Source organism: Streptomyces sp. NPDC049915 (assembly GCF_040656475.1).
Taxonomy (GTDB): Bacteria; Actinomycetota; Actinomycetes; order Streptomycetales; family Streptomycetaceae; genus Streptomyces.
The window spans coordinates 455,636-482,212 of the sequence record NZ_JBFAMH010000003.1 but is presented as its reverse complement, the minus strand read 5'-3'; the positions used below and the strand labels follow the sequence as shown (position 1 = coordinate 482,212).

The 26,577-nt window shown below is 69.8% G+C and carries 29 protein-coding genes and 1 pseudogene; 19 read left to right on the top strand and 11 right to left on the bottom strand.

Features of this window, described 5'->3' with window-relative positions; translation table 11 throughout:
* Nucleotides 1-5 precede the first annotated feature (5 nt).
* The 12 genes from AB0J12_RS07190 (at nt 6) to AB0J12_RS07135 (ending at nt 12,246) form a co-directional block, all read left to right on the top strand.
* Nucleotides 6-956: a J domain-containing protein gene (locus AB0J12_RS07190; RefSeq protein ID WP_363263177.1), complete on the top strand. Its 951-nt coding sequence runs from the start codon at nt 6-8 to the stop codon at nt 954-956.
* A complete protein-coding gene (locus AB0J12_RS07185) occupies nt 953-1,357 on the top strand; it encodes a chaperone modulator CbpM (protein WP_363263176.1) in 405 nt (134 codons plus the stop codon). The genes AB0J12_RS07190 and AB0J12_RS07185 overlap by 4 nt, the downstream gene beginning before the upstream one ends.
* Nucleotides 1,348-3,987, top strand: a complete 2,640-nt coding sequence (gene clpB, locus AB0J12_RS07180) for an ATP-dependent chaperone ClpB (protein WP_363263175.1) — start codon at nt 1,348-1,350, stop codon at nt 3,985-3,987. The genes AB0J12_RS07185 and clpB overlap by 10 nt, the downstream gene beginning before the upstream one ends.
* A complete protein-coding gene (trxA, locus tag AB0J12_RS07175; protein ID WP_363263174.1) occupies nt 3,984-4,430 on the top strand; it encodes a thioredoxin in 447 nt (148 codons plus the stop codon). Before clpB ends, trxA begins: the two co-directional genes overlap by 4 nt.
* Before the next feature lie 5 nt (nt 4,431-4,435).
* Nucleotides 4,436-4,699: a UBP-type zinc finger domain-containing protein gene (locus AB0J12_RS07170; protein ID WP_363263173.1), complete on the top strand. Its 264-nt coding sequence runs from the start codon at nt 4,436-4,438 to the stop codon at nt 4,697-4,699.
* On the top strand, nt 4,699-6,480 hold the full coding sequence (locus AB0J12_RS07165) for an FAD-dependent oxidoreductase (RefSeq protein WP_363263172.1): 1,782 nt from the start codon (nt 4,699-4,701) through the stop codon (nt 6,478-6,480). The genes AB0J12_RS07170 and AB0J12_RS07165 overlap by 1 nt, the downstream gene beginning before the upstream one ends.
* Before the next feature lie 47 nt (nt 6,481-6,527).
* Nucleotides 6,528-7,025, top strand: a complete 498-nt coding sequence (locus AB0J12_RS07160; RefSeq protein ID WP_363263233.1) for an Hsp20/alpha crystallin family protein — start codon at nt 6,528-6,530, stop codon at nt 7,023-7,025.
* Between the two features lie 204 nt (nt 7,026-7,229).
* On the top strand, nt 7,230-7,571 hold the full coding sequence (locus AB0J12_RS07155) for a hypothetical protein (RefSeq protein ID WP_363263171.1): 342 nt from the start codon (nt 7,230-7,232) through the stop codon (nt 7,569-7,571).
* Nucleotides 7,572-7,593: 22 nt separating this feature from the next.
* On the top strand, nt 7,594-7,986 hold the full coding sequence (locus AB0J12_RS07150; protein ID WP_363263170.1) for a DUF2267 domain-containing protein: 393 nt from the start codon (nt 7,594-7,596) through the stop codon (nt 7,984-7,986).
* 35 nt (nt 7,987-8,021) lie between these two features.
* Nucleotides 8,022-8,282 carry a DUF2267 domain-containing protein gene (locus AB0J12_RS07145; RefSeq protein ID WP_363263169.1) on the top strand — a complete coding sequence of 87 codons (261 nt, stop codon included), beginning with the start codon at nt 8,022-8,024 and terminating at the stop codon, nt 8,280-8,282.
* A 297-nt stretch (nt 8,283-8,579) separates the two neighbouring features.
* Complete coding sequence (locus AB0J12_RS07140; protein ID WP_363263168.1) at nt 8,580-9,701, top strand: hypothetical protein; 1,122 nt, start codon at nt 8,580-8,582, stop codon at nt 9,699-9,701.
* Between the two features lie 370 nt (nt 9,702-10,071).
* Nucleotides 10,072-12,246, top strand: coding sequence for an FUSC family protein (locus tag AB0J12_RS07135; protein WP_363263167.1), 2,175 nt, complete (start codon nt 10,072-10,074; stop codon nt 12,244-12,246).
* Nucleotides 12,247-12,984: 738 nt separating this feature from the next.
* On the opposite strand, the gene AB0J12_RS07130 is transcribed toward AB0J12_RS07135, so the two are convergent.
* The gene (locus AB0J12_RS07130; RefSeq protein WP_363263166.1) at nt 12,985-13,578 is read right to left on the bottom strand and encodes a TetR/AcrR family transcriptional regulator; all 594 of its coding nucleotides are present in this window, start codon (nt 13,576-13,578) and stop codon (nt 12,985-12,987) included.
* Between the two features lie 215 nt (nt 13,579-13,793).
* On the opposite strand from AB0J12_RS07130, the gene AB0J12_RS07125 reads away from it, so the two are divergent.
* Complete coding sequence (locus AB0J12_RS07125; protein ID WP_363263165.1) at nt 13,794-14,732, top strand: alpha/beta hydrolase; 939 nt, start codon at nt 13,794-13,796, stop codon at nt 14,730-14,732.
* 158 nt (nt 14,733-14,890) lie between these two features.
* Here AB0J12_RS07125 and AB0J12_RS07120 read toward each other — a convergent pair whose 3' ends face one another.
* From AB0J12_RS07120 to AB0J12_RS07095, 6 genes and pseudogenes are all read right to left on the bottom strand, one after another.
* Complete coding sequence (locus AB0J12_RS07120) at nt 14,891-15,106, bottom strand: hypothetical protein (RefSeq protein WP_363263164.1); 216 nt, start codon at nt 15,104-15,106, stop codon at nt 14,891-14,893.
* Between the two features lie 577 nt (nt 15,107-15,683).
* Nucleotides 15,684-15,818: pseudogene (locus tag AB0J12_RS07115) on the bottom strand (DUF1963 domain-containing protein); the annotation flags it as partial.
* Between the two features lie 242 nt (nt 15,819-16,060).
* Nucleotides 16,061-16,684: a DUF3159 domain-containing protein gene (locus AB0J12_RS07110; protein ID WP_363263163.1), complete on the bottom strand. Its 624-nt coding sequence runs from the start codon at nt 16,682-16,684 to the stop codon at nt 16,061-16,063.
* The gene (locus tag AB0J12_RS07105; RefSeq protein ID WP_363263162.1) at nt 16,681-16,998 is read right to left on the bottom strand and encodes a hypothetical protein; all 318 of its coding nucleotides are present in this window, start codon (nt 16,996-16,998) and stop codon (nt 16,681-16,683) included. The genes AB0J12_RS07110 and AB0J12_RS07105 overlap by 4 nt, the downstream gene beginning before the upstream one ends.
* Nucleotides 16,999-17,001: 3 nt before the next feature.
* Nucleotides 17,002-17,478, bottom strand: coding sequence for a DUF2269 family protein (locus AB0J12_RS07100; RefSeq protein WP_363263161.1), 477 nt, complete (start codon nt 17,476-17,478; stop codon nt 17,002-17,004).
* Complete coding sequence (locus AB0J12_RS07095) at nt 17,475-18,155, bottom strand: DJ-1/PfpI family protein (protein ID WP_363263160.1); 681 nt, start codon at nt 18,153-18,155, stop codon at nt 17,475-17,477. The genes AB0J12_RS07100 and AB0J12_RS07095 overlap by 4 nt, the downstream gene beginning before the upstream one ends.
* Before the next feature lie 188 nt (nt 18,156-18,343).
* Here AB0J12_RS07095 and AB0J12_RS07090 point away from each other — a divergent pair, with 188 nt between their 5' ends.
* On the top strand, nt 18,344-19,318 hold the full coding sequence (locus AB0J12_RS07090) for a helix-turn-helix domain-containing protein (protein ID WP_363263159.1): 975 nt from the start codon (nt 18,344-18,346) through the stop codon (nt 19,316-19,318).
* On the opposite strand, the gene AB0J12_RS07085 is transcribed toward AB0J12_RS07090, so the two are convergent.
* Together AB0J12_RS07085 and AB0J12_RS07080 are read right to left on the bottom strand one after the other, a co-directional pair.
* Nucleotides 19,239-19,733 carry a hypothetical protein gene (locus AB0J12_RS07085; RefSeq protein ID WP_363263232.1) on the bottom strand — a complete coding sequence of 165 codons (495 nt, stop codon included), beginning with the start codon at nt 19,731-19,733 and terminating at the stop codon, nt 19,239-19,241. The two genes, AB0J12_RS07090 and AB0J12_RS07085, sit on opposite strands and share 80 nt — an antisense overlap.
* Nucleotides 19,734-19,785: 52 nt before the next feature.
* The gene (locus AB0J12_RS07080) at nt 19,786-19,974 is read right to left on the bottom strand and encodes a hypothetical protein (protein WP_363263158.1); all 189 of its coding nucleotides are present in this window, start codon (nt 19,972-19,974) and stop codon (nt 19,786-19,788) included.
* A 225-nt stretch (nt 19,975-20,199) separates the two neighbouring features.
* Between AB0J12_RS07080 and AB0J12_RS07075 the strand changes: the two genes are divergently transcribed.
* Nucleotides 20,200-20,472, top strand: coding sequence for a hypothetical protein (locus AB0J12_RS07075; protein WP_363263157.1), 273 nt, complete (start codon nt 20,200-20,202; stop codon nt 20,470-20,472).
* Between the two features lie 185 nt (nt 20,473-20,657).
* Entirely contained in the window at nt 20,658-20,996 is a 339-nt protein-coding gene (locus AB0J12_RS07070) for a DUF732 domain-containing protein (protein WP_363263156.1), read from the top strand.
* Between the two features lie 619 nt (nt 20,997-21,615).
* On the opposite strand, the gene AB0J12_RS07065 is transcribed toward AB0J12_RS07070, so the two are convergent.
* Nucleotides 21,616-22,254 carry a DUF998 domain-containing protein gene (locus tag AB0J12_RS07065; protein ID WP_363263155.1) on the bottom strand — a complete coding sequence of 213 codons (639 nt, stop codon included), beginning with the start codon at nt 22,252-22,254 and terminating at the stop codon, nt 21,616-21,618.
* 538 nt (nt 22,255-22,792) lie between these two features.
* Between AB0J12_RS07065 and AB0J12_RS07060 the strand changes: the two genes are divergently transcribed.
* Nucleotides 22,793-23,083 (top strand): hypothetical protein, encoded by a 291-nt coding sequence (locus tag AB0J12_RS07060; protein ID WP_363263154.1) that lies wholly within the window; start codon nt 22,793-22,795, stop codon nt 23,081-23,083.
* Between the two features lie 19 nt (nt 23,084-23,102).
* On the opposite strand, the gene AB0J12_RS07055 is transcribed toward AB0J12_RS07060, so the two are convergent.
* Nucleotides 23,103-24,008, bottom strand: a complete 906-nt coding sequence (locus AB0J12_RS07055; protein WP_363263153.1) for a LysR family transcriptional regulator — start codon at nt 24,006-24,008, stop codon at nt 23,103-23,105.
* Nucleotides 24,009-24,144: 136 nt separating this feature from the next.
* On the opposite strand from AB0J12_RS07055, the gene AB0J12_RS07050 reads away from it, so the two are divergent.
* Both AB0J12_RS07050 and AB0J12_RS07045 read left to right on the top strand, forming a co-directional pair.
* Entirely contained in the window at nt 24,145-24,963 is an 819-nt protein-coding gene (locus AB0J12_RS07050; protein WP_363263152.1) for a 3'(2'),5'-bisphosphate nucleotidase CysQ, read from the top strand.
* Between the two features lie 41 nt (nt 24,964-25,004).
* Nucleotides 25,005-25,601 (top strand): NAD(P)-binding domain-containing protein, encoded by a 597-nt coding sequence (locus AB0J12_RS07045; RefSeq protein WP_363263151.1) that lies wholly within the window; start codon nt 25,005-25,007, stop codon nt 25,599-25,601.
* The last annotated feature ends 976 nt before the right edge of the window (nt 25,602-26,577 follow it).

The window sequence follows — 26,577 nt, the reverse complement described above, 5'->3', positions numbered from 1 at the left end:
CGGTCATGGCACGGGACTTCTACGAGGTGCTGGGCGTGTCGCGGACCGCGAGCCAGGACGAGATCCAGCAGGCATATCGCAAGCTCGCCCGCAAGTACCACCCCGACGTCAACAAGGACCCGGGGGCGGAGGAACGCTTCAAGGACCTCAACGACGCACACAGCGTCCTGTCGGACCCGAAGACCCGGGCCCGTTACGACCGCTTCGGCGAGGACTTCCGCAAGATCCCCGAGGACTTCGACGAACGGGTCGCGGCCGGAGCGGGCGGCTTCCGCGCTCGGAGGACCGCGGGCGCGGGCGGCCCCCGTGTCCGGTACGCCACCGGCTTCGGAGACGACTTCGGAGCGGAGGGCATCGACATCGAGGACCTGCTTGGCTCCATGTTCGGAGCCGGCGCCGCCCGAGGCGGCGTCCCCGGAGCGGACCAGGAGGCCGGGCTGCCGCTCACCGTCGAGGAGGCGTACCGAGGCGGCCGTCGCACCGTCACACTCGCCGGTCCCACCGGGCAGCCGCGGCGATACGAGGTCGACGTGCCGCCGGGCGTCACCGACGGGCAGCGCATCCGGCTGGCGGGTGAGGGTGGCCTGGGCAGTGGTGACGCAGCCGCGGGCGACCTGTACCTGCGGGTGCGTATCCAGCCCCACCCCCGGTTCCGGCTGGACGGCCGTGACGTGCACGTACAGGTCCCGGTTGCCCCGTGGGAGGCGGCCCTGGGTGCGACCGTGCCGGTGCCCACGCCCGGCGGCGGCACGGCCAAGGTCACGGTGCCCGCGGGCTCGTCCAGCGGCCGGCGGCTGCGGCTGCGCGGCGAGGGCATGCCGAACCCGCGGGGCGCGAACGGCGACCTGTACGCCGAACTCCGTGTCATGGTGCCTCCCGCCCTCGGCGACCGGGAGCGCGAACTATTCGAGGAGCTCGCCGCCACTTCCTCGTTCGACCCCAGGAGGACGCGATGAACGACCGACCCGCGGGAGCGGGAGGCATCGGCCGCGGCGTGGGCGCCCGTCCGGTACGAACGGGCGCCGACATAACCGCCTCGACGGCTGTCCGGTACGCGCTCGTGCCCGTCCCCAGGCTCTCCCTGGCCGCCGTGGCCCGTCGCTCGGGCCTCCACCCCGATCTGATCCGCCGGTTCGTCGCCCTCGGCCTGGTCGACGCCGAACGCGACTCCGCGGGGCGACTGGTGTTCGACCCCACGGCCCCGGCGGTTCTCGCCCGTATCCAGCGGCTGCGCACCGGGCTCTGCCTCAACTACGCATCCATCGGCCTGGTGCTCGACCTGCTCGACCGCATCAGCCTGCTCGAAGCCGCCCTGCGCGGCCGCGGCACGAGGAGTGAAACACCCCCATGGACATGAACCGTCTCACCCAGAAGTCCCAGGAAGCCCTCCAGGAGGCCCAGAGCGCGGCCGTCGGCATGGGGCAGACCGAGGTCGACGGGGAACACCTGCTGCTCGCGCTTCTCGATCAGGAGGACGGTCTGATCCCACGGCTGCTGCAACAGGCCGGCACCGAGCCGAGGGAGCTGCGCGCGGCCGTGCGCGAGGAACTCTCCCGCCGCCCGAAGGTCACCGGTCCCGGCGCGGCACCCGGCCAGGTCTTCGTCACTCAGCGCCTGTCCCGCCTGCTCGATGCCGCCGAGCGGGAGGCCAAACGCCTCAAGGACGAGTACGTGTCCGTGGAGCACCTCCTGCTCGCCCTGTCCGAGGAGGGCTCTTCAACCGCCGCCGGGCGACTGCTCAACCAGGCCGGCATCACCAGGGACTCGTTCCTGAGCGCGCTCACCCAGGTACGCGGCAACCAGCGCGTCACCTCCGCCAACCCCGAAGTGGCCTACGAGGCGCTGGAAAAGTACGGCCGCGACCTGGTCCTCGAGGCTCGGTCCGGGCGGCTGGACCCGGTCATCGGCCGTGACGCGGAGATCCGCCGCGTCACCCAGATCCTCAGCCGCAAGACCAAGAACAACCCCGTCCTCATCGGCGACCCCGGCGTCGGCAAGACCGCCATCGTCGAGGGCCTGGCCCAGCGCATCGTCCGCGGCGACGTCCCCGAGGGCCTGCGCGACAAGACGGTGTTCGCCCTCGACATGGGCTCCCTGGTCGCCGGCGCCAAGTACCGCGGCGAGTTCGAGGAACGACTCAAGGCCGTGCTGTCCGAGGTGAAGGCCGCCCAGGGGCGCATCCTGCTCTTCGTCGACGAACTCCACACCGTCGTAGGAGCGGGCGCCGCCGAAGGGGCTATGGACGCGGGCAACATGCTCAAGCCGATGCTCGCCCGCGGCGAACTCCACATGATCGGCGCCACCACCCTCGACGAGTACCGCAAGCACATCGAGAAAGACGCCGCTCTCGAACGCCGCTTCCAGCAGGTCGTGGTCGACGAGCCGAGCGTGGAGGACACCATCTCCATCCTGCGCGGACTGCGCGAACGCCTCGAGGTCTTCCACGGCGTGAAGATCCAGGACACCGCGCTGGTCTCCGCGGCCACCCTCAGCCACCGCTACATCACCGATCGATTCCTGCCCGACAAGGCCATCGACCTCGTCGACGAAGCGTGTGCCCGGCTGCGTACCGAGATCGACTCGATGCCCGCCGAACTCGACGAGATCACCCGCCGCGTCACCCGCCTGGAGATCGAGGAAGCGGCCCTCTCCAAGGAGACCGACCCCGCCAGCAAAACCCGCCTGGAGGAGCTGCGCAGGGAACTGGCCGACCTGCGCGGCGAGGCGGACGCCAAACACGCCCAGTGGGAGGCCGAACGGCAGGCGATCCGCCGCGTACAGGACCTGCGCCAGGAACTGGAGCATGTCCGCCACGAGGCGGAGGAGGCCGAACGCGCCTACGACCTCAACCGCGCCGCCGAACTGCGCTACGGCCGCCTCCGGGACCTGGAGCGCCGACTCGCCGCAGAGGAGGAGCAACTGGCCACCAAACAAGGGCAGAACCGGCTGCTGCGAGAGGTCGTCACCGAGGAGGAGATCGCAGAGATCGTCGCCGCCTGGACCGGCGTCCCCGTCGCCCGCCTCCAGGAGGGCGAACGCGAGAAACTGCTGCGCCTCGACGAGATCCTGCGCGAGCGCGTCATCGGCCAGGACGAGGCCGTCAAGCTCGTCGCCGACGCCATCATCCGCGCCCGCTCCGGCATCCGCGACCCTCGCCGCCCCATCGGTTCGTTCATCTTTCTCGGCCCCACCGGCGTCGGGAAGACCGAGCTGGCCAAGACCCTCGCCCGGGCTCTGTTCGACTCCGAGGAGAACATGGTCCGCCTCGACATGAGTGAGTACCAGGAGCGGCACACCGTCAGCCGGCTCATGGGCGCACCGCCCGGATACGTCGGCTACGAGGAAGGCGGCCAGCTCACCGAGGCCGTACGCCGCAAGCCGTACTCGGTCGTGCTGTTCGACGAGATCGAGAAGGCTCACACCGACGTCTTCAACACCCTGCTGCAGATCCTCGATGACGGCCGCATCACCGATGCTCAGGGCCGCACCGTCGACTTCCGCAACGCCGTGATCATCATGACGTCCAACATCGGCTCCGAGCACCTCCTCGACGGCGCCACCGCCGAGGGTGAGATCAAGCCCGACGCCCGCGCCTTGGTGATGGGCGAGCTGCGCGGGCACTTCCGCCCGGAGTTCCTCAACCGCGTCGACGACATCGTGCTGTTCAAGCCGCTCGGTGAGCGGCAGATCGAGCGGATCGTGGAGCTGCAGTTCGACGAGCTGCGCCGCCGGCTCGCCGAACGCCGCATCACCATCGAACTCACCGAAGCAGCAAGGGAATTGATCGCCCACCAGGGCTACGACCCGGTGTACGGCGCACGACCGCTGCGCCGCTACATCTCCCACGAGGTCGAGACACTGGTCGGGCGCGCCCTGCTGCGCGGCGACGTCCAGGACGGCGCGACGGTCCGCGTCGACGCCGAACACGGAGAGCTGGTGGTCACCTACGACCAGCCCGAGAACCGGAAGGGATCGCGGGCGGCATGAGCACGATGCAAGCGGCGACCGTCAGTTGTCCGAACTGCGGGCGTACCAACCGGGTGCCCGTGGCCGCGGAGGGCCGCCCCAAGTGTGGTAACTGCAAGCAACCTCTGCCGTGGATGGTGGACGCGGGCGACGACGACTTCACCGAGGTCGTCGAGCGGGCCGACGTCCCCGTCGTGGTCGACCTGTGGGCCACCTGGTGCGGCCCCTGCCGCATGGTGAGCCCCGCGCTGGAGAAGGTGGCCACCGATCTCGCTGGCCGAATCAAACTCGTCAAGGTCGACGTCGACAAGAACCCGCGGCTGTCGCAGCGATTCGAGGTCCAGGCGGTACCGACGCTGCTGGTCCTTGACAAGGGGGAGACCGTCGCCCGGCAGGCGGGGGCGGCACCCGCCCCCGCTCTGCGCCAGTGGGTGGAACAGTCGATCACGGCCCGGGAAGGGTGATCCGGATGACCCTGCACGCAGACCCCCACCTCGCGCTCGTCCGGCCGGTCCAGCCGCTGACCCCAGAAGGGTGTCAGGAGTGTCTGCTGCTCGGCTCCCCGTGGGTCCACTTGAGGCTCTGCCTGACCTGCGGCCACGTCGGCTGCTGCGATTCCTCCCCTAACCGGCACGCCCGCCGTCACTCCGCCGCCGACGGCCATCCGATCGCGTCGTCGCTGGAGCCCGGCGAGGACTGGCGGTGGTGCTTCGTCCATGAGGCGTTCGTGTGATGCCCGGCGACGAGACACGGCCGGGCGCAGCGCCTGTGCCGGACGAGGCGGCCGAGAGCGTCCCCTTCGAGACCCCCGACATCTACGGCGCTTATCCCCGTCTGTCGGACGACCAGATGGCCCGTCTGGCGGAGCACGGCCGGAGGCACGCGGTTGACGCCGGTGACGTGCTGATCCGGGAGGGGGAGCGGTGTGAGACGTTCTACGTCGTCCTCAGTGGCTCGGTCGCCATCGTCGAGGGGTACGAAACGCCCGGTGAACGCTTGCTGCGTGTGCACGGCCCTGGCCGCTTCATCGGCGAACTCGGCCTTCTGAACGGACAGGTGGGCTTCTACACCGCCGTGGTCAGGAACCCCGGCGAGATCCTCGCCCTGTCCATGGATCAGCTGCGTGACCTGGTGACCCGGGACTCCATCCTTGGTGATGTGGTGCTGCGCGCCTGCCTGGGTCGCCGTGCTCTGCTCGTCGGGCAGGGCGCCGGTTTCCGCATCATCGGTTCGCGTTATTCGCCCGACACCCGGCGGCTGCGAGAGTTCGCCGCCCGCAACCGGCTGCCGCACCGCTGGATCGATCTGGAGACGGACGAGGAGGCCGAGGCGCTGCTGCGCCGCTTCGCGGTCGGTCCGGAGCAGACACCGCTGGTGATCTGGCGGGACACGACCCTGCTGCGCAATCCGAGCAACGCGGAACTGGCCCGGTTCATCGGTCTGCCGCCCTTGCCGTCGGGCAACGGCCGCGGAGATCTCCTCATCGTCGGCTCCGGTCCGGCCGGTCTCGCCGCCGCGGTCAACGCCGCCTCGGAGGGCCTCGGCACGACCGTGGTCGAGGCGATGGCCACCGGCGGCCAGGCCGGCACGTCCTCCCGCATCGACAACTGCTTCGGCTTCCCCTCCGGCATCTCCGGCGCCGAACTCACCGAGCGCGCTGTACTCCAGGCGGGCAAGTTCGACGCCCGGATCAGCGTCCCGGCGGAGGCGGCCCGGCTCGAACGGCGGTACGGCCACTACGCCGTCAGGTTCGCCGACGGCAGCGAGATCACCGCCCGTACCGTCGTCCTGGCCACCGGCGCTCGCTACCGCCGCCTCCATGTACCCGGCATCGAGCCGTTGGAGGGCGCGAGCGTCCACTACTCGGCAACCGTCTACGAGGCCCAGCAGTGCCGTACTGACCCGGTGGCGGTGGTCGGCGGCGGCAACTCCGCGGGGCAGGCCGTGCTCTTCCTGGCCGGGTACGCACCGCAGGTGTATCTGCTCGTCCGTGGGCCGAGCCTCGAGGCGCACATGTCCCGCTACCTGATCGATCAGATCGAGCGTCACCCGCGGGTGCGCGTGCTGCTGCACACCGAGATGACCGAGGCACTCGGCGACAAGGCGCTGGAGGCAATCACCGTGGTCGACCACCGTACGGGCGAGCACCGCCACCTCGCGGTGCGGGCCCTCTTCGTCTTCACCGGCGCCGACCCTCACACCGAGTGGCTGTCCGGCGCGCTCGCCCTCGACGCACGCGGCTTCGTACTCACGGGCGCTGAGGCGCAGGCCTGCTCCCTTCCCGAACTATGGCAGAGCCAGGGCCGCGACTGCCTGACGCTTGAGACCAGCCTGCCTGGCGTCTTCGCCGCCGGCGACGTCCGCAGCGGCTCGGTGAAACGCGTGGCCTCCGCGGTCGGCGAAGGCGCGATGAGCATCCACTACGTGCACCGCTACCTGGACCACGCGGCCGCGCCCGGCGGCACCGACAGGTCCCCGCACACCCGTCCGAAGGAGTCCGCTTGGCTCGCATGACACCCAGTGGGCCACGGGATCACGAGAAGGAGAAGGCGGCGATGGGAATGACCATGCCCGTCCGGCGCCACCGCGGTGGCGCAATGCAGGACAGGCCCCTTGGCTGGGCACGCAATCCGCTGACGGAGTTCGACCAACTGCTCAGCGAGATGAGCGGACTGATCGAATCCACGGTGGGAGGCGCGGCGCCCGCAGTCGCGTGGACACCCCTGGCGGATGTCACGGAGGCCGACGACGCCTTCCACGTCGAGATCGAACTGCCCGGAGTCAAGAGCAAGGACATCGACGTCGAAGCGAACGGCCAGGAGCTGGTGGTCACCGGAGAGATCAAGGAGAAGGAACGCAAAGGCGTCCTGCGCCGGAGCACCCGCCGCACCGGAGCCTTCGACTATCGGCTGCGGCTGCCCGGAGAGGTCGACACCGAAAAGATCAATGCGCAGATGTCGGACGGTGTGCTCACCATCTCCGTCCCCAAGGCCGAGGTCGCAAAGCCGCGGCACGTCGAGATCAGCGACGCGAGTGAAAGCACCGGGAGCAGCGGCTGAGACGCGAACGCCGCGGTTCCGGACACCCGTCCGGCTCCGCGGCCGGATGGGCGAGGCATGACACCCGGGGTGACTCATGAATGACGTCCGATATCACAACCCCTCACGGCGGTGGAGACACGGCACGTGGCTCGCCACCGGCTTCCTTTCGGCGCCGCACGCCCCAGGCGCGCGGCAGCCGAAGGGGTGGGAGCAGACCCAGCGGTGCTCGCCGGCCGCCGCTATCGCCCAGGCACCGGATCGGGCAGGACCCTGGACTCGCCGGGGACGGCCGGCACCGCGGGCACGGCAAGCCGTACGTCCGCCATGGCCGAACAACGCCTCGACGATGAGATCGAACAGATCACCCACGTGCTCCAAGATGCCGGCCCGACCAGCCGGGACCGACTCGAACAGGCCGTGGGCGGCCGTTCCTGGGGCCCCGGACGCTTCCGCCGTGCCCTGCGTGAGTCCCGCGCCAAGGGCCTTGCGAACGGCATCTACGCGCCGACGCACGGACCCGGCATGCCCGACGGCGCACCAGGCGACCCCTGTGACCAGAGGTGACCGGGGCAGAAGGAAGGCAGCGATGAAATACGACGGATTTCTCGCCCGTGTACGCGAGCGAGGCGAATACAACGACCAGGACGAAGCCGCGGACGTCACCAACGCCGTGCTGGAAGTGCTGGCCCAACGGATCAGCCCGGGAGAGGTCAAGGACCTCGCATCTCAGCTGCCCGGCCCGCTGGGACAAGTTCTGAACCATGCCACGCCGGAGCAGGCGAGGAGCTTCGGGATCGAGGAGTTCTACCGCCGGGTCGCCGAGCGCACCCACGCCCGGCCGCGTACGGCGCAGTGGGACGCCAGCGCGGTCCTGACCACCGTTGCCGACACTGTCACCGGCGGGGAGCTTAATCAGATCATCAGCCAACTCCCCTCCAGTTACGCGGTCCTGTTCGGCAAGGCCGACCTCGCGGACTGAGCCCGTCAGGTGCCCAGAACGAAGGGCCCATGAAGATGGTTGAGACAGGTTTCTCCTCGTTCGAAACCATGGTGGACAAGGCCAACCGGCTCCTCAAGGACGTCGAGGAGGTCTTCGAATGGCCCAAAGAACGGCGCAAGCAGTCGTACACGGCACTTCGGGCCGTGCTGCACCCGCTCCGGGATCGTCTCCCGGCCGAGACGGGCGTACAGTTCGGCGCCCAGCTGCCGACCATCGGCAGGGGCGTCTACTACGACGGCTGGAAGCCGGCCATCGTTGGTCCGGTGCGCCGTTGACCGGCGCGCAGTGGGCGCTGATCGAGCCGTTACTTCCGGGCCGGACACCGAAGCGGGGCGGCCGGTGGCGCGGCGTACGGTGGGGCCAAGGCGTGGCCGGAGCGGGTGTGCGCGGCGGCGCACGCGATCGTGGCCGGATGGTGGGAGCAGGCCCTGTGCTGGGAAGACGAGCAGACTTGGCCGTACCGCCTGCACCTGCCGGCGGGGGTCAGCGTGTCACGCGGCGTCGACGTTACCTCGGGGGCATCCTGTGGGCACTTGTGATCGCGGGAGCAGCTGACGAGAAGGGCCTTAATCATGCGGGTGTCGCCTCATGGCGTTACGGCCGTAGCTCTCCTGGCGGATCCGGACGCGCCCACGGAAATCGCGCAGCGCATGGCCCCATCACTTCCCACGCGGCTCGCCGACAAGTCAGGCCAGGGGCGACGGTTCGACGTCGAGGTGGTCAGTGAGCCCTTCACCGCAGGGACCGAGGACCTGCCCACCTTGATGCGCCGGATCATGGACCGCGGAAGAGCGGAGAATTGGGACATCGTCGTGGCCCTCACCGACCTTCCGCTGCACTCACACGGGCGCAAGCTCGTTGTGGATCTGAGTCACGAACACGGCTTGGCGCTGCTGTCTCTTCCTGCGCTGGGGGGCCTGCGTCTGCAGACGAGGGCCCGGCAGGCCGTTGAAGAAGCCGTGCTTGGCTTGGCGGGTCCGCGGGCCACCGGGACCGAAGGAACTCCGGAGAGTCAGCCGCTTCTGGGGCCCTTCGTCAGTCGTCTCGCACCTATTGACCCGGGCCCGGTCGGTGAGGAGGAGACCGCCGATCTTCGGTACGTCGTCAGTGGGCCGCGCGGCTACCTGAGGGTGCTCCTCGGTATGGTCCGCGCCAACCGGCCGTGGCGCTTGGTGCCGGGCTTGTCGAAAGCCCTGGCGGCCGCACTCGCCACGGGAGCAGTCGCCACTGTGAACTCCACCATCTGGAACCTGGCCACGTCCCTGAGCACGCCACGCCTCGTGATCGCCATGGTCGGGTCTGTCGCGCTCATGATCGGCTGGCTGATCGTGGACGCGCAGCTGTGGCATCGAACGGATGAGGTTTCGCGGGAGGCGAGGCAGAGGGCGAGGCTCTACAACGCCTCGACGGTCGTGACCGTGGGCCTCGGGGTGCTCGTCTGCTACGTGGGTTTGATCGTCATCAACTTCGTGTGGGCCCTGTTCATCCTCAACGACCGAGTGTTCGCTTCCATGACACGAACCCCGCTGCACGCCACGGAGTACTGGACGTTGTCCTGGTTCGTCGCTTCGGTTGCCACGGTGGGGGGCGCGCTGGGATCAGGCTTGGAGAGCGACGAGGCGATCCGGGCAGCCGCCTACTCCAAGCGCGAACAGGAACGTCGCCAGTTGCTCCAAGACGACGGCGGTGACTAGCTGGTGACCTGAGTCGGAGATGCGTCGGTGGTTGGTGGTCGCCCGGGTCCGGAGATTCCGCTGATCGATCGTGCGTGGTTGTTTCGCGTCGAGGACCGGCGGGGACCCGGGCGGCACGCCGCCGGAGCGCCGAAGCTCCGCCTGGCGGTCGGCGGCGGCACTGCCGTTCCACCTGAACCGGGTGAACGGCCCGCAGAGGCAGGCCGGAGCCGCGGACCCCCTCGCACCGTCTCCCGGGAGTCAGGCTCTGTGCGCCGTCTCCATCACCGTCGTGCTGCTGTCATGCCGCAGCACCGAAGGAAGCCCTCATGAAAGCAGGCGGCGGCGCGGCCGACGCGACCCGGCAGGGCGTTCCGGTCAGGCCCACGCCGTGACGTGGCTGCGGGCCTTCGGGGAGGTCGTGCGATCCGGGCTCACGATCGAGGAGACGCGGCTGGAGCCCCTGCTCGCGCTGCGCACGGCCGCTGGGGTGGCGATCGTCATCGGGCCGGCGCTGTGGCTGGTCTCCCCTGCGTTTGCCGCATCCGCCGCCCTCGGTGCCTACTCCGCGGGTGGGGCCACCTTTCAGCGCACGTGGCGTCCACGCAAGGTGATCGCGCTCGGCGCGGGCGCGGGCCTGGCGCTCAGCACCTTCGTGGGCTACCTGGCGGCAGGGCGACTCGTGACGTTCCTCCCACTGCTGGCCGTATGGGCCTTTGCCGCGGGAATGGCGTGGGCCGTCGGATCGACCGCTGGGATCGTCGCAGCGACGACCGTCGGCAGCATGCTGGTGACCATCACCCTGCCCACGAGCATCGGGCGAGCCCTGGAGCACGCCGGGGTCATCGCACTCGGGGGCGTGACGCAGGCCGTGCTGATCCTGCTGTTCCCGATCCGCCGTTGGGGGGCGCATCGTGATGCCCTCGCCGACGCCCTGGCCACCGTGGCGGACTACACCCGCCGGTTGCGGCACGACCCGACCGCGCCGTTCGACCCAGAGCCGTTGATGACGGCCCGGGACGCGGCTGCCGTGACGCCATCACAGGCCCGCACCCGTCCCCACGTCCTCCACGGCCCCCGGGGACTCGCCGAGCGCATTCGGCCGGTCGTCGCCGCGCTCGCCGACCCGGACGTCGGCGCCCCGGCGGAGGGCCCCGGGCGGGACCGCGCGCGGGAGTTGCTCGACGCGGCCGCCGACGTCTTGGACGCGGCCGCCCGTTCGATCCGACGCGGCGCTCCCGCCGAGGTACGGCCCGGGATTACGGACGTCCTGCGCGTCGACGAGGAGCACGAGGTGCTGGAGGGCCCCGCGCGGCAAGCCGCCGAGCGGCTCGTGGAACTGCTCGGCGAGGCGTTGGAGATCGCCGAGAGCGGCGGCGCGCGCGGGAGGACGCCCACGCTGTCCGGCTCCGCCGGCGCCCAGTTCCTGGTGCGCCCGACAATGTTCCGGCTCCTCCCGGTCGTCGTCCGGGCGGTCCGCCGAGAGCTCCGTGGGGACTCGCCCGTGTTCCGGCACGCAGTACGCCTGGCGGCGGTGGCCACGCTCGGCTATCTGATCGCCGCCCGGCTCCCCCTCGGCCACGGCTACTGGGCGCCCATCGCCTCGGTGATGGTGATGCGGCCGGACTTCCACCGGACTTACGCGCGCGCGGTGGCCCGTCTCGCCGGGACCCTCACGGGGGTCGCGCTCGCCACCGGGATGGTGCGGGCCCTGGGACCGGACACCCATGTGTTCGGCGCGCTGGCGGTGGTCTCGGCGGGCCTGTCTTACACGCTGATCCGTACCGGCTACGCCTACTCCCAGTGCTTCACCGCCGCGTACGTCGTCTTCCTGCTCGGCATGGGCGGCCAGGCATGGGAGCAGACGGTCCCGGAGCGGGTGGTGCTCACCCTGCTCGGCGGGGCCCTGGCAATGCTGGCGTACGTGGTGTTCCCCGCATGGGAGACACCCCGGCTGCCGGGCCGGCTTGCAGACTGGCTCGCCGTCAACGGCCGCTACGCGGCCGCGGTGCTCCGCAACTACGCCGAACCGACCCGGGAGCATCACGCCGACATGCGCAGGGCACTCCTGGCGAGCAGGGAGGCACGTGCCGCCTGGCAGGAAGCATACGACCGGGCAAGGCAGGAACCAGTCCGCCCCAGGGGGCTGACGTCGAGCGAGGCGCAGGAGGCGCAGGAGGCGCTCAAGAGGTTCGGCCGGGCAGCAATGCTCATGGAGAGCCACGTCCCGCGGGCCGACAGCCGTGTCGTCCCCGAGGCGGAACGGTTCGCCGAGGCCCTGGAAGCGGACACGGCGCAGGCGGCAGTCGACGTGCGCGAGCACAGGAATCCGGACTGGGGGCGCGTGGAGGAGGCGCTCCACGCGTGGGAGGGCGCCGCCGGGGACCGGAGCCCGGTCCTGCGGCGCGAGGCGGAACTGCAGAAGCAAGCCTTGGAGGACCTCGCGACGGCCGTGAGCCGCACACCCCTGGAACGGGACGTCGGCTCTGCTCGCGAGGAGCAGCGAGTGCGGGCGGCCGCGGCGGCGGAAGGTGACGGATCAGGACCCGCGCACCGGGGTGGGTGACGAAGTCGGCGACGGGGAGCGCCGCGCCTCCTGGAGCGGGAAGTAGGCAAGTACGCGGACATGGTCGCCGCTGACCGGGATCTCAAGCTCAGGGGGTATGAAGTTTTCCGCTTTGGCCACGATGAGCTCAAGCGTCTCGATGCCGCCCAGGCTCTTCTGCGGCAGTTCCTCCCTGAGAGGTTCCGCCGCTTCAGAGTGAGCAGTTGAGGCCCTGTGCATGGACAAGCGCTCAGGCCGATACTCGCAGGGGCTCCCCAGGCCAGGGGCAACTGACCGAGGAGCCGGCCGCGGTCGGCCTGCGCCTCCAACAGGGCGGCCATGCCAGGGCCCCGCGTGAAGACGGGACCATCCCCGTACGCCGGGACCGCCGTGGGCATAAGGCGCACCTTGGTGCTGTGGACACGCGCGGCGTCGAAGGGGGCCTGCAGCATCTGCACGCCCCCGCAGGCCGAGCGCGCCGAGGCTGGCATGCGTCTGCAGTACGACGCGACGGTCGTCGTCCCGCCGGCGGAGATCGCCCACGAGAGCCCTGCGGGTTGCGCATGCTGTACGTCGCGCTGACTCGGGCGACGCAGCAGTCGGCGGAGCGGGATGAGCCGGACGGGGTGGGGGTGCCGGATCTGTTGCGGGACTGAGGATCCAGCCCGGCAGCGCGAGCACGTCGGTCAGGAACACGCAGTACGACGCCTCGCCGGCCCCCGCCCTCACGGCCAGCAGGACGTCCCAGCGTCCGGTCCTTCACCGTGAGGTTACGCGCAACGCCTGCGACAGCGCGTCCACGGTCACACCCACGATAGTCAGGAGCTGCGCCGGGCTCGCCCCGGCCCTGCTCATGACGGCGAGCGACTGGTTCACAGCCGCCGCGTGTACAGCGAAGGCTTCGGCGTCATGGTCGGTCAGTCGGCCGGCCTTCAGCGCCGTGCACAGGCGCAGGCGCTGCAAGGCGAGCGCCTGCTTGGCGTGCGCTGCGACGCTCGGACTCAGCACTGGGATTGCCATGGCTGACTGGGCAATCAGGCATCCGTCAGGCAGTTCGGGATCGGCGATGCGCTCGAGGGTGACGTCGAAGAACGCACGAACGGCGGCAACGGGTTCCGAGGCCGCACACGACAGGGCGGCGTCGTACTTCTCGCCATAGCGCGCGGCGTAGAGATCCAGGCAGCGCAGGAAGAGCGTGTCCTTGTCGCCGAGGGAGGAGTAGATGGAACTGCGGTTCAGGCCGGTTGCCCGAGACAAATCGTCCAATGAGGTGTCGGCGTAGCCATCGCGCCAGAACTGGATCATCGCGGCGTCGAGCGCCGTGTCCATGTCGAACTGCTTCTTGCCTGCCACGCGGCACTTCCTTGCCGATGCGTCGATGGTTCGGACTGTGTTGCGCACCATTCTATCTTGAACTGACCAGTTCAAGATGTGTAACCTTCAAGCGTGGTCATGGCCAGGCATACCGCGCACTTCGCGACCGCGCGAGAAACCACACCACGTGGTCCCAGCCACCGCCGTCCGCTCCACCACCCCAACCGCACACCTGACACCGACGGAGGATCCCCGTGACCGGCCCAGCAACCAGCAAGCCGCAGGTCTCCGAAAGCAACCCCATCCGCGACCTGCCCCTGCAGCATCTGGCCGGATTCACCCACCGCTGGGTCGACGCGGACGGCGTCCGCCTTCATGCCGTCGAAGGCGGACGGCCGAGCGGCCCGGCCGTCGTCCTGCTCGCCGGATTCCCGCAAACCTGGTGGGCCTGGCGAAAGGTAATGCCCGGCCTCACCCACCGGTTCCACGTCATCGCGATCGACCTACCGGGTCAGGGCCACTCCGAGCGTCCGGAGCGCAGCTACGACACGCACGCGGTCGCCGCGCACGTCCACACCGCCGTGAAGGCTCTCGGAGTGTCGACTTACTCTCTGGTCGCCCACGACATCGGCGCCTGGGTCGCTTTCTCCCTCGCCCTCAACTTCGAGAGCCACCTGCGCGGGGTCGCTCTGCTCGACGCCGGAATTCCCGGTATCACTCTCCCGGAGGCGATTCCCACCGACCCGGATCGAGCGTGGAAAACCTGGCATTTCGCGTTCCACATCGTGCCCGACCTGCCCGAGACGCTGCTTGCCGGCCGCGAACGCGAGTACGTCGGCTGGTTCCTGAAGATGAAGGCCCTGTCTCCCGACACGTTCGACGACGCCGAGCTCGACCACTACGCGGCGGCCGTCGCCGTCGACGGCGGCCTGCGCGCTTCCCTCGCGTACTACCGAGACGCCGCGGAGTCAGCCCGCAAGAACCGCGAGGCGCTCAAGTGGCGGCACCTGACCGTGCCCATCCTCGGAATCTCCAGCAGCCACGGCTCCGTTCCGGACATGGCCGCCTCCATCAGCCCGTGGGCCGACAACACCACCGGAATCGTCGTGCCCGACGCTGGACACTTCATCCCCGACGAGCAGCCCGAAGCCATCACTGCCGCGATAACAGACTTCATCGCCGACGACGACTGACACCCGTCGAACCTACCCGACTGCGTCCGAAGCCGAGCAGTCGAAGCCGCGCAGCGCGTGGGAGCGGGAAATGACCTTCAGGTGCGAGCCGTTGCCCGGACACCGGCTGGTGCAGGTGTCCGGGCAGTCGATGAGCTTGAAAACTCGGAGCTTGGCGCTCAGCGGGTACGGACGGTGGCGCCGTAGTTGTCGGTGGCTCGCAGGATCGCTATGTCCTGTGCGGCTGCCGGCCCGGCCTGGATCACATACCACTCCCTGGTCTCGTCGGAGGCGAGGTCGACTGCGGAGTCACGGCCGCGGGCATGGATGCGCAGCCGGTAGTCGCCGAGCCCTGCGAAGGAGAGGGCAGGCAGTTCCTCGTCCTGGTCGCCCATCAGGCCTCGCACCATCAACTGGGCCGACGTGGAGTGCAGGGACGTCTCAACGATCTCGTCCCACTGACTGCCGTCGGGCTGGGGAGCTTTCGGTGTGGAGGGTGACGGTCACGTCGACGCCGCCGGTGTGAATCCCAGTGTGAACCGTACCGCCAACGAACACGCCACCACATGCCGCGCACTCCCCCGCCCCATCCCAAGCCGCCCAGACGACGACACCGCCCGCGAGCAACTGCACATGCGGGTGAACACCTGCAGCAAAGCGGGAGAAGACCAAGCACCTCGAAATCGAGTCGCTGGACCCGGTTCACCCAACCCTCCAGCGCACCAACCACTGGATCGAAACAACACTCCAGCAACTGGCCGCCGACAAACCATCGGTTTTGATCGTCTCGGATGAGTGTGTGCTTCACGGGTTTTACTGCCGTGACCCTTCCGCGGGCGGGGTGAACGCCGGGGCAGGGGGCGGCACCCGTTCCGGGCGACCGATCGTCACGTTGGCGGCACGGACCAGGTGGCGTGGGCGGGGCGGGCGGCTGATGATCCCTGGGGTACCCGTCGTCCCCGCCCCACACGGTCAGGCCATTTCGACGTAGCGGTGGACCCGGTCGAAGCGCCGGGTCGCCAGGTCCCGGTGGCGGATCACCCAGTGGGCCATACCGGAGTCCAGTTCCGTGACGTCGTCGCCGCACCTCCAGGTGGCCAGGAGGGCCCAGTCGTCGGCGCCCTCTCCGTGGCCCGCACCGCATCCACGGACGCGGGCGGTGAGAGCTGCCGCTCAGCCCCTGAGCCGCAGGGAAGAAGAAGGAGCGCCGATGCGGGGACCGCCGTTCCGCTCTCCCGGTCTCAGTGCAGGGCTGTGGGGAAAAAGCCTGCTCGCCTGCCTCCCGCTCCAGTGAAGTGGTACGTGATGGCTTCCGAGAGCACCTCTTCGTACAGAAGGGTCCACGATGCCTACTGTGCCCGGACCGCGTTCGATTGTCTGGATGCCGGGTCTGTACCCGGGGCCGACTCGCGGTGGCGGGCGACGGCCACCCTCGACAGAGCCAGCGTGATGGCGGTGATCCCGGGCCACAGCACTCCCATGACGATGTGAAGGCCGCCGAGCCAGGCGATCTGCGCACGACTGTAGAGGGCGGCCTGCGCCGCCAGGCTCGCCACGCACACCAGGCCGATGAGCACCGTCATCCAACGATAGAAGCGGTGCAGGGGCTGGTGCGAACGCCAGTGTCGTGGGCCGCCCGCGACCCGGTTGGCCACCAGGCCGGCCAGCGGACGGCCTGCCAGCACCGACAGCAGGCAGGCCGCCGCCGACGCTGCGGGCAGCAGCATGGGCAGCAGGAAGAAGCCTCGCGCCTGCCCGGTACCGACCGCCACGGCCGCGCAGGTCACCGCCAGCAGCGCGCCTACCGCCGCGTGCCGGAGGTACCGACGGATCCACAGACCACAGCCGAGAACGAGCGCCCCGGCCGCTGTGGCCGCCACGAGGGCGGTCCGCAGCCCGTCGGCACCGTAGGCGGTCACGAACGCCAGGGCGGGCGCGGCCGTGGCCGCGAGCGTGGGCAGGCGGGCTCTCATCGTGCCCCCGCCACCGCGTCCGGAGCGGGCTGTGTACCGGTGCGCTCCAGGGCGCGGAGTGCGAGCAGGCCTCCGATGCCGGGAATGACGGCGCGCAGCGCGGCGCCGGTGCTGCGCTGCCGGTCGCGCCAGGTGGCCAGGACGCCGAAGAGCCAGGCGATCCCGTGTACAGGACCGAACAGCGCCGCGATCTGCTGGGCGTTCCCGATGGCGATGTTGAGCAACAACACGGTGAGGCTGACCAGTTCGATGGTTGCTGTAGCCCGCAGCGGCTTGCGTGCGAGCCGTGGCGCGGCTGCGGAGTCGGCGGTCATGAGTCACACTCCCGTGGTGGAGCCTGGGCGGAGGATCATCAGGACGGTGACCGTCGCCCAGAGCAGATTGAAGGCGCCGGTCAGCATGGCCAGGCGCGCGGTCTGCGCGCGCTCGACCACCGCCGTCCCAGGCGCGGATTCGGCCAGGTCGGCGAGGAGGCGTTCCTGGGCCGGCAGAACCAGCAGCGCCAGCACCAGTGCGGCGGCACCGGTCAGCGCGATCGAGGTGATCAGCCAGGGGCTGCCCAGGACGTGCAGCTCGCTCGCGGTGGCGAAGCCGAGGCCGGGAACGGCCAGACCGAGTGCGGCGTAGACGCGGCAGACGCGGTGCAGCACCCGTACCGTGACGACCGCCTCGTTCCGGTCGGGCGAGCCGGCGGCACGGCGGGCCGCGGCGGGAAACATGCTGCCCACCACGGTCACCGGGCCGACGGCGACGATCGCCGCGAGCACGTGCAGGATGAGCAGGAGCTTGGTCATCGCGGCTGCTCCGCGCCGCCGGCGGCGGACACCGGCGCGGGCCCCTGGTCGCGCCAGACGACGCCGCGGCGCTCATAGGCGAACAGCTGCTCCACCGCGAGCGCGACCTTCGGCCCGATCTCCCGGTCCAGCAGATACAGGCCCAGGTCGAGGCCGGAGGTGACGCCGCCAGCGCTGACCAGGTCGCCGTCGTCGACGACCCGGCCCGGGGCGACGTGCACGCCGCCCGCGCCGAGCAGGTCCAGACCCTGGTGATGGGTGGTGGCGTGGCGGCCGTGCACAAGTCCGGCCATCGACAGCACCAGTGACCCGCCGCAGACCGTGGCCACCGTGGTGCCCTCTGCGGCCAGCACCGCGGCCAGCAACTTCGGGAGTTCGGTGGTCAGCGCACGGCCGAGGACCGCGGGAATCTCCTCGGCGGAGCCGTCCGCGCCCTGCCCGGGGAGCCTGCCGGCCGCGCCCGGGACGACGACCAGGTCCGCGCGGTCCGGGGCCAGAGAAGCGGCGGCCGGCAGCGCGACGCCGGGGATTCCGCTCGGCACCTGCCTGCTTCCTTCAGCGGAGACCAGTTCGACGGTCACCCGATCGGTGAAGGTTCGGGCGGCGCTGAAGACTTCGAACGGGGCGATGACGTCCAACGGGTCGAAACCATCGAAGAGGACGAACTGGGCCAGCATCGGCGACTCTCATTTCCCTGGGTCCTTGACTGCCGCGCTCACGCTAGGCGTCACAACAGGCCCCGCCCATGAGCTTGAATGACACAAATCAACGAGTTCTCGCCACTTCGCTGACCAGCGCTTTCCCGACGTACAACCTCCGGGCGAGGGCAATGTGGTGCGGCTGGAAGGGGGCGTAGTCTGCGCGGATGCACACGGTCGCGATTCTTGCGCTGGATCGGACGGTGGCCTTCGACATGGCCATCCCGGTGGAGGTGTTCGGACGCGTGCGCCTGCCGGACGGGCGTCGCCCCTACCGGGTGCGCGTCTGCGGTACCCGACCGGAGGTGCCGACCGAAACGTTCACCATCCGTGCGCCCTGGGGGCTGGACGGCCTCGCCGACGCCGACACGATCATCGTGCCCGGCCGGGAGGAACGTGCGGGGCCGCCCCCGGTCGAGGCTCTTCAGGCTCTGCGCGACGCCGCCGCCCACGGCGCACGCATCGCCTCGATCTGCGGCGGCGCCTTCACCTTGGCCGCCACCGGCCTGCTGGACGGCCTGGCCGCCACCACCCACTGGATCGCCGCTGATCAGCTCGCCCGGCAGTACCCGACAATCGAAGTGCGCCCGGACGTCCTCTACGTGGACAACGGTCAACTGCTCACCTCTGCCGGGGCCTCCGCCGGCATGGACCTGTGCCTGCATCTGGTCCGCAGCGACCTGGGCTCGGCCGTCGCGGCGGACGCGGCCAGACTGGCCGTCACCCCCTTGGAACGCGAGGGCGGCCAGGCCCAGTACATCGTCCACGAACCCCCGCCGCTGCCTCGCGGCTCACTTCTGGAACCGACTCTGGCCTGGATCCAGGACCACCTCGGCGAGGACCTCACCCTGGAGGCCATGGCTGCCCGCTGCGCCATGAGTACCCGCACCTTCAGCCGCCGCTTCCGTGAACAGACCGGCACGACCCCGCTGCAATGGCTGCTCCGCGCACGCGTCCGGCACGCCCAGTACCTACTCGAGAACAGCGATCATTCCGTCGAACGCATCGCCGTACAGGCCGGTTTCGGATCCGCCACCGCCTTCCGCGAACGGTTCAAGCGCGTCACCGGCACGACCCCGCAGACCTACCGGGCAACCTGGAAAGCCACCGACTCAGATCGAACCCCAACCGCTCCAGACTGACGTGCGCAGCGTCGAGATGCCCGCACTGTGCGCCGTGATCCCGCGCCTGCTCCAGCCCCTCGGCGATCAACCACCGTGTAACTGCTGAAGGTCCCGCCCGTCGCCGGCCCGCCGCGACACCCATCCCCCTGCCGATGCGCTGACCCGCGGGCGCAGCTCGGATCCCGAGCGGCATCATCCCGGCAGATCGAGTGGTGTTTGCTGCCCGTCTCGCGCCGGTCGACGGCGACGAAGTGGTCGAGCCCTCGGCCGGCGACAGCCACGTGGTGGGGTCCTGGTCCGCCTTCGACCGGTTCGACGTCGCCGACACCGCGATCAACGCGCGGTCGTCGCCCAGGTCGTTGGCGTACGCCTCGCGCTCCTCGGGCGACCAGTGCCAGGCGCCGGAGTCCCAGGCTTCCGCGAGCGGGACCAGGTGATCGATGTCCAGGCCCTGCGGGCCGTCGATGTAGCGGTCGTCGTACGGGCTACCACTGGCCTCCGGTCAGAGTGCAGCGCTGGCTCTGATCGGGCGCGATGACGGCCTCGGCTTTGTGGACTTCGGCGCGGGTGTTGCAGCCGTCCTTGTCGGCGTCGACCCAGTGCTTGAACGCCTCTCGCTGGTAGCCGGTGCGGTCCTCCACGGCGATGGGCAGCTGGGCCAGAACATCGCGCACGGGCGCAGTGAGGTCTGCACCGGATCGCGCACAGCGGCGCCGGCCGGAGCCGCGTGGGCGGTGGCGGGAAGCAGCACGGCTGTGAACGCGGCGGCGAAGGCGGCAGTACGGGTGAAGCGCACGAGGGCCCTGGAGAGTGACGCGCCCGGGCGGCGATCGCTCTACCCGATCGGGAGTTAAGTGCGATGGTCGGCGCGTGCGGTGGGCCCGCTTAGGATCCCTGGCGTGGCACACACCTTCGAAGACCTCGTGAACCTGCAGCGCACAGCCGATGAGGCTCACGCCCACGTCCTTGCCCTGCGTAACGAGTACGGCCGACCCGCCGCCCACGAGTGGACCGAGGAGCAGAGCGCGCTGTACGAGAAGGCCTGGCGGGTGTGGCGGGAGCGTGCCGAGACGGTCCAGGCGGCCGTCACCGCCTTCGCGCAGGCCGAGGGGCGCGGCAGGTACGACGTCGAGATGGATGTGAAGAAGGCCGCGCGGCACCCGGCGCCGTGACGTGGGCGAGGTGCCGCCAAAGGCGGAGGCGGTCGAGCGTGGCCGCACGCGAACGAGGGACCGTGACAACCTGGGGCGGCCTGACCGGACTTCGCTGTCCGCAAACAGCGCTCATCCCTCGTCCTAGTCGTCACAGATCCATCACGTCACCACTGCGTAATCATCCTGGCAGCGACGATGATCCCATGAGACGAAAGATCACCACCGTGGCGGGCGCCCTGCTCGCCGGGCTTGTGCTCGCCGGCTGCTCGTCGAGCGGGCCGTCCGCCGACGACGAGAAGTACGCCGACGCGGTCGCGGCCGCCGACCCCTACGACTTCGGGGATATGGAGACGGACCAGCTCGCCGACACCCTCGGCTCGAACGGGACGGACATATGCGTGGCGCTGAAAGGAGGCTCGTACGGCGACGCGATGCAGTACGCCATCTTCCGCAACTTCGACCCCAAGCAGGCCGCGGCCCTGGTGTCAGCGGCGGTGCTGGTGTACTGCCCGGACCAGGCAGGGAAGCTGCCGGCGGCCTGACGGTCCCGAGATGCCGGAGCGCCCCGCCCTCTCACGATGGCTGACGATGCCCTCAGTTCCCTTGCCTGGGAGCGCGGGGCATGTGGGCTGTCAGGCCCGGTGCGGTGTTCCGGGCCGCGTCCGGCTCGCAGCCCCGGCTGGGGCCGCTGGTAGAGGCGGGCACTGGCAGCGCTGTCGCCGACCAGGTCCACGTGCACCTGGTAGAAGATCCGGCCGTCGGCCCAGTCCTGGCGTGCCATGCCGAGGCCGGCCGCCACCGCCCCTGTGACCACACCTTCAGGATCGGTTCTTTAACGGCGGGCCAGGTGGTGACCTTGGGCCTGGGGTCGTCTTCCGGCCGCCACGGGCGAGCCGGGACGGGCTCAGGAATCTCCTCCGTGCTCATACAGCGAGCGTATGCACTGCCCGCCCGATCGGTGCTCAGGGCGGGCAGTGCGGCGGCGCCGTACCGTCGCGAGCATGAACGATGCGCCCCAGACGTATCGCCCCCACCACGGACCGCACCACCGCGGCACTTCTCCTCGGATGCCGACCCACTAGGTCGGCCTGCGCCCATTGCCACCGCCCAGTTCGCCGCCCATCCGCCGCCACCCGCCGCCGCTGAACACACCGTGGCCTCTCAACCAACGCGGCTGGGACGCTCGACCGGCGCTGCCTCCTGGATACGACCTGCCCGGGGGATGAGGCCATGAGCACCGACAGCCAGCGCCCAGAACAGGAAAGGAAGAGCGGCGACGCGTTCCATACCTCCCATCCCGAGACCGAGGTAGTGGTGGGAGAGGAACAGCCCGAAGGCCGTGATCGCTGTGACTCCCAGCAGGCTGGTGCCCCACCGCAGGGGGGTCGGTACGTGTTCTGCCAGGCCGAAGCCCGCCACGACGAGACCGATGTTGCCCGCTCCCATGATGAAGAGGGCGCCCAAAACATGCTGGTTCTCGTTGACGTCCGCAGGAGCCAGCCCGGTCAGCACGAATCCCATGCCGGCACTGGCGAGCAGCAGACGGGCCACTGCAGCGGCCCGGCCTCTGTCCCACAGGACACCACCGGTCAGCGCGGCGCCGACAACGAGCAGCACTCCCAGGGCGACGAACGAAACATTCATCAGCCCGTGCTCGGGGGAACAGATGTAGCGCGGCTCAGGCTCAGACTGCAGAGCGCAGTGAGCGTTACCCAAGTCGCTGAGGTTGTTCCGTGCCCAGCTATACGGTCTGGCCCAAGCCGACTCGGCAATCCAGTGGATGACGAAGAACTGCACCACGCCCACAGTCCATGCCGAGTACCCGATCCGGACTCTCACCTGTCCACCTTCCGCCACGCGAATCCCGTGCGGACAGCCGATCACGCCGTGCCGGACTCAGGCACTCCGACAAACCCCCGGGAACAGGGTGGGGCATACCCTACTGCGGCCGGGCACAGGAGTTCACCGAACGAGGCTCGCGGCCCCACGAATCGAGTCCCATCACAAGTAGCACCAGACGTGTTGCACACGAGATGGTCATCGACGCCGGCCCGAACTGCGAAAAGAGTCCTCCACTCGCCTCGCGCCACACGGCCACCCCTGGAGAAGGTCATCTGTGCGGCCTGCCGCACCACCGAGCAGGACCGCGGATAGGCGCTGCGGGGCTTCCTGCTGCTCGCCCTCTTCGTGGCCGTCTTCTTGGCCGGGGCCTTCTTGGCGGGCTGCTTCTGGGCTGCGGCCTTCATTTTCGGCTTCGGCAGCTCGTGCACCTCGGCCTCGCTGCCGTGAGCGGCGCCGTGACAGGCCAGCCTGGCTCTACTGGGCGGCCGGTGGCCCCTTGGGCATCGCACACCGCGATGAGCGGCCGGCCAGCTGGCATGTACTGGTTGGGGTCAGCGCGTGCTGGGCTCTCGCCGCGGCCGCCGCCGTACTGGCTCTCGTCCGGCGCCGGTCGACCTGGTTGCCCTATCCGTTCCTCCTTGCGCTGGCGTGGCTGGGATCGGGCTCGATGGTCGCGTGGAGCGGCTGGAGGCTGCCAGCCACGGTGTACCTGGCGCTGGCACGTCCGAGCGACGTCAGCCATCCGGAGAACGTCGCGGTCGCCGTGGCGCTGTACGTCACGGCTTGAAGCGGCCGGACGGCGCCGACTATGACGCTACGCGCATGGTCAGCGCGGTTCGCGCCAGCCCGCGCAACCAGACGTGGGCGTGGTCGGTGTCGTAGCGCTGATGCCACGACAGATAGACCGGTGCGAGCGGTAGTTCGAGCGGCAGGGGAAGCACTACCAGGCCGAGGTCGGCGACCGCGGATCGCGTGGTGGCTTCGGGGACGCTGACCAGGAGATCGGAACCGCGCGCGAACTCCAGCGCGGCCGCTTCCGTGGGTGCGGTCGCCACCACGCGGCGGGTGAGGCCAAGCCGCGCGAGAGCGTCGTCGAGGGCATTGCTGAGGTTTCCCCGTCGCGAGACGGTGACGTGCTCGGCAGCGGCGTATTGATGTGCGGTGACGGTACTGCCACGGGTGAGGGGATGCCCCGGCCTCACGACGATGACGAGGCGGGACTCGCCCACGTTCTCGGCGCGGATGTCCGGTGCGCTCGTGTGGTTGGCGTTCGCCTCCAGGTCCACCTCGCCGCGCCGCAACTCCGGTGTGTCAATGCTCGATTCCGCGACGAAGCGCAATCGCACGCCCGGCGCCTCTTCACGCACGGCCGCGAGCAGTGCGGGGCCGCTCAAGGCGACCAGGGAATCGTGCCAGCGGAGTGTGAAAGTGCGCTCCAGTGTTGCCAGATCGAGTTCACGGCTCGGTGCCAGCACCCCTTGGACCTGGTGAAGCAGCTCCTGCACCTGTTCTCGGACGGCGATCGCGTACGGCGTCGGGGTCATCGTGCGGCCGGTGCGCACCAGGATCTGGTCCCCGGTCGTGCGCCGGATTCGGCCCAGACTCCGACTCATCGCGGGGGCGGTGACATGCAGGCGTGCGGCCGCCCCGGCCACACTGCCCTCCTCCAGCAGCGCGTTGAGCGCGGCCAACAGGTTCAAGTCCAATTGCACACGAGTAATCCTAGCCGTGCTTTACATGCATTTGAAGTTAATCAAGGGGCTGTATACCGTCGAGATCAGGCGCTGAACAGAGCGCACAGCTCGGCCCGAACAGCCTCATCACCCCCTCCTCACACGGGAGTTCACCATGCCCGAAACGCTTCAGACCACTGACGTCGCCGCCTCCGACGCCGACCTGCTCGGCCAGACAACGATCGCCGTACGCGCAGCCGGTTCGGCGCTGCGCGAGCGCTTCGGCGAGGTGGTCCGCTACCAGACCGGCGAAGAGTTGATGCGCGCGCTCGCCGCCAACGACGACACGGCCCTCGACATCCTGCGCCCCCGCCTCACGCGCTTGCGTCCGGACGCCGGCTGGGTGGAGGACGAGTTGGACGGCGGGGCACTGCCGCCCGGCGAATGGTGGGTCGTGGATCCGGCCGAAGGCAACGTCAACCACCTGCACGCCCTGCCGGAGTGGGCGGTGACCGCCACCCTCGTGCGCGAGAACCAGCCGGTGCTCACCGCGGTCCACCTGCCGTTGACCGGCGAGACCTACACCGCGCTCACCGGCGCGGGCGCCTACCTGGACGGCCGGCCGCTGCGCGTCTCCCAGACCGCGGACCTCGGCCTGAGCATGGTGGCCACCAGCGAGGCCCGGCCGGACGAGGACGACAACGTCGTGCGGCGCGTCGGCTCCTCGATCACCGCGATGCTCTTCGACGCACTCGTCGTCCGCACCGCCGTGCCCGCGACCCTGCACCTGCTGAACGTGGCAGCCGGCCGCATCGACGCCTTCTGGCAGTTCGCCGGCGCCCGCGCGGACCTGCTGCCCGGGGCGCTGCTCGTCACCGAAGCCGGCGGACAGATCTCCGACGTCGAGGGCCGCCCCTGGACCCCGCAGAGCGAGAGCTTCCTGGCTGCCGCGCCCGGCGTCCATGCCGAGGCCGTCGCCACGCTCTCACGCTGACCGCGCACCACAACCTGCACGCACGGAGGGACCAGATCACCATGCCCACGATCGCAGTTCTCGGAAACGGCCGCGTCGGCGGCAACCTGGCCGCAGCCCTCACCCGGGCAGGGCATGAGGTGACCGTGGCGGACCGCGCGCCGGGCGCCGCCGCCGACGCTGTCCGGACAGCCCAGATGGTCATCAACGCTACCCCGGGCGCCGGCTCGCTGGACCGGCTCGTCGCCCTGCGCGAGGAACTGCACAGCAAGATCCTCGTCGACGTCTCCAACGCCACCATCGACGGACCGGACGGACTGCCCGCCGACCTGATCTACCCCGGCGCAAGCCTCGCCGAGCAACTCCAGCAAGCGCTCCCCGAAACGCGCGTCGTCAAGACACTCAACACCATGCTCTTCCCGGTGATGACCGCCCCGGCCACGCTCACCCAGGCGCCCGATGTCTTCCTTTCCGGCGAGGACCCGCAGGCCAAGCAGAGCGTCCGTGAACTGCTCGTCAGCCTCGGCTGGCGTATGGAGTGGATCACTGATCTCGGCGGGATCCAGACCGCTCGCGCCACGGAGGCCGCGATACTGTTCGTACCGCACGTGATTCGGTCCAGCGGATTCGCGCCCTTTGCGATCTCGATCGCCCGCTGAACCGCACCCAGTGCACGCCCCGGCGGGCTCACATCCAGAACGGATACGACAGCGCAGCCAGGGCCGGCGATTCAGCGCCGGACGGCGACCAGTGGCCACCCTTCCCGGGCCGTCGGCCTCGCACCGGGGAATCGGCTCATCTCACGGCGGACGCGCTTGCGGAGCTGGTCGCGAATCTGCCGCCGACACCCGCGGCGGCCGCCAGCACGGGCCTCACACTCGCCGATCCAAGTGCGTGCGTGTGCATGGTGCCGCCGCCGGACGGCATCACGCTGCCGCTGAAGTAGTGACCTTGCATCGATGGTCAGGCTGCCCGGCCGTAGCTGTCCGCACCGGGGCCGTCGCCGCGCGGCAGGCCGAAGTCGACGTCCAGGTGCGGGTCGTACGCCTCGGGCTCAAGGCCGAGTTCGTGCGTGGAGTACTCGCCGAAGCGGCGGATGTGCTCGGTCGGGTACGGCGAGATGTGGGCCAGGTCCTCGGGTCGACGACGCGGCCCTCCTCCTGGAGCTGGCGCACGATCTCGGCCACATCCAGGGCGTTGTGGAAGATCACCGCGTTCGGGAGCAGGGCGTTGAATTGCGCGACGTCGTTGACAAAGACGCGCTGGCCGAGCACCCCCGAGGTCCACCTGTGCGGTCTCAGAGTGGCGCCCAAGGCGTCCAGCACCTTGGCCGGATCGCCGAGGTCGAGGCCCAGATCCCGGGCAAAGTGGTTATGGGGCCCGCCGGGACAACGACCAGCAACCGGCCCGTGTCGGCGGCCACCGCGGCAACCGCCAACAGGGTGCCGTCACCACCCTCGACCCCCAAGCACCTGTGCCCCCTCCTCAACGGCGTTCTTCGCAAGCGACGCCGCGTCCCGTTCAACGCTGGTCGTCCAGACCTGGGCCCCCCATCGTCTCGGCCCGCTGCACCAGGCCGTAACGAGCCGCCTTCCCCCCCGAACGCGGATTCATCACGATCACCATCCGGGCACG

What these genes read in the sequence shown, in the direction of transcription:
- AB0J12_RS07190 (WP_363263177.1), top strand. Translation starts at nt 6, where the DNA reads ATGGCACGGGACTTCTACGAGGTGCTGGGCGTGTCGCGGACCGCGAGC.
- AB0J12_RS07185 (WP_363263176.1), top strand. Translation starts at nt 953, where the DNA reads ATGAACGACCGACCCGCGGGAGCGGGAGGCATCGGCCGCGGCGTGGGC.
- clpB (WP_363263175.1), top strand. Translation starts at nt 1,348, where the DNA reads ATGGACATGAACCGTCTCACCCAGAAGTCCCAGGAAGCCCTCCAGGAG.
- trxA (WP_363263174.1), top strand. Translation starts at nt 3,984, where the DNA reads ATGAGCACGATGCAAGCGGCGACCGTCAGTTGTCCGAACTGCGGGCGT.
- AB0J12_RS07170 (WP_363263173.1), top strand. Translation starts at nt 4,436, where the DNA reads ATGACCCTGCACGCAGACCCCCACCTCGCGCTCGTCCGGCCGGTCCAG.
- AB0J12_RS07165 (WP_363263172.1), top strand. Translation starts at nt 4,699, where the DNA reads ATGCCCGGCGACGAGACACGGCCGGGCGCAGCGCCTGTGCCGGACGAG.
- AB0J12_RS07160 (WP_363263233.1), top strand. Translation starts at nt 6,528, where the DNA reads ATGACCATGCCCGTCCGGCGCCACCGCGGTGGCGCAATGCAGGACAGG.
- AB0J12_RS07150 (WP_363263170.1), top strand. Translation starts at nt 7,594, where the DNA reads ATGAAATACGACGGATTTCTCGCCCGTGTACGCGAGCGAGGCGAATAC.
- AB0J12_RS07145 (WP_363263169.1), top strand. Translation starts at nt 8,022, where the DNA reads ATGGTTGAGACAGGTTTCTCCTCGTTCGAAACCATGGTGGACAAGGCC.
- AB0J12_RS07140 (WP_363263168.1), top strand. Translation starts at nt 8,580, where the DNA reads ATGCGGGTGTCGCCTCATGGCGTTACGGCCGTAGCTCTCCTGGCGGAT.
- AB0J12_RS07120 (WP_363263164.1), bottom strand. Translation starts at nt 15,106, where the DNA reads ATGGGCGACCAGGACGAGGAACTGCCTGCCCTCTCCTTCGCAGGGCTC.
- AB0J12_RS07110 (WP_363263163.1), bottom strand. Translation starts at nt 16,684, where the DNA reads ATGAGAGCCCGCCTGCCCACGCTCGCGGCCACGGCCGCGCCCGCCCTG.
- AB0J12_RS07105 (WP_363263162.1), bottom strand. Translation starts at nt 16,998, where the DNA reads ATGACCGCCGACTCCGCAGCCGCGCCACGGCTCGCACGCAAGCCGCTG.
- AB0J12_RS07100 (WP_363263161.1), bottom strand. Translation starts at nt 17,478, where the DNA reads ATGACCAAGCTCCTGCTCATCCTGCACGTGCTCGCGGCGATCGTCGCC.
- AB0J12_RS07095 (WP_363263160.1), bottom strand. Translation starts at nt 18,155, where the DNA reads ATGCTGGCCCAGTTCGTCCTCTTCGATGGTTTCGACCCGTTGGACGTC.
- AB0J12_RS07090 (WP_363263159.1), top strand. Translation starts at nt 18,344, where the DNA reads ATGCACACGGTCGCGATTCTTGCGCTGGATCGGACGGTGGCCTTCGAC.
- AB0J12_RS07070 (WP_363263156.1), top strand. Translation starts at nt 20,658, where the DNA reads ATGAGACGAAAGATCACCACCGTGGCGGGCGCCCTGCTCGCCGGGCTT.
- AB0J12_RS07050 (WP_363263152.1), top strand. Translation starts at nt 24,145, where the DNA reads ATGCCCGAAACGCTTCAGACCACTGACGTCGCCGCCTCCGACGCCGAC.
- AB0J12_RS07045 (WP_363263151.1), top strand. Translation starts at nt 25,005, where the DNA reads ATGCCCACGATCGCAGTTCTCGGAAACGGCCGCGTCGGCGGCAACCTG.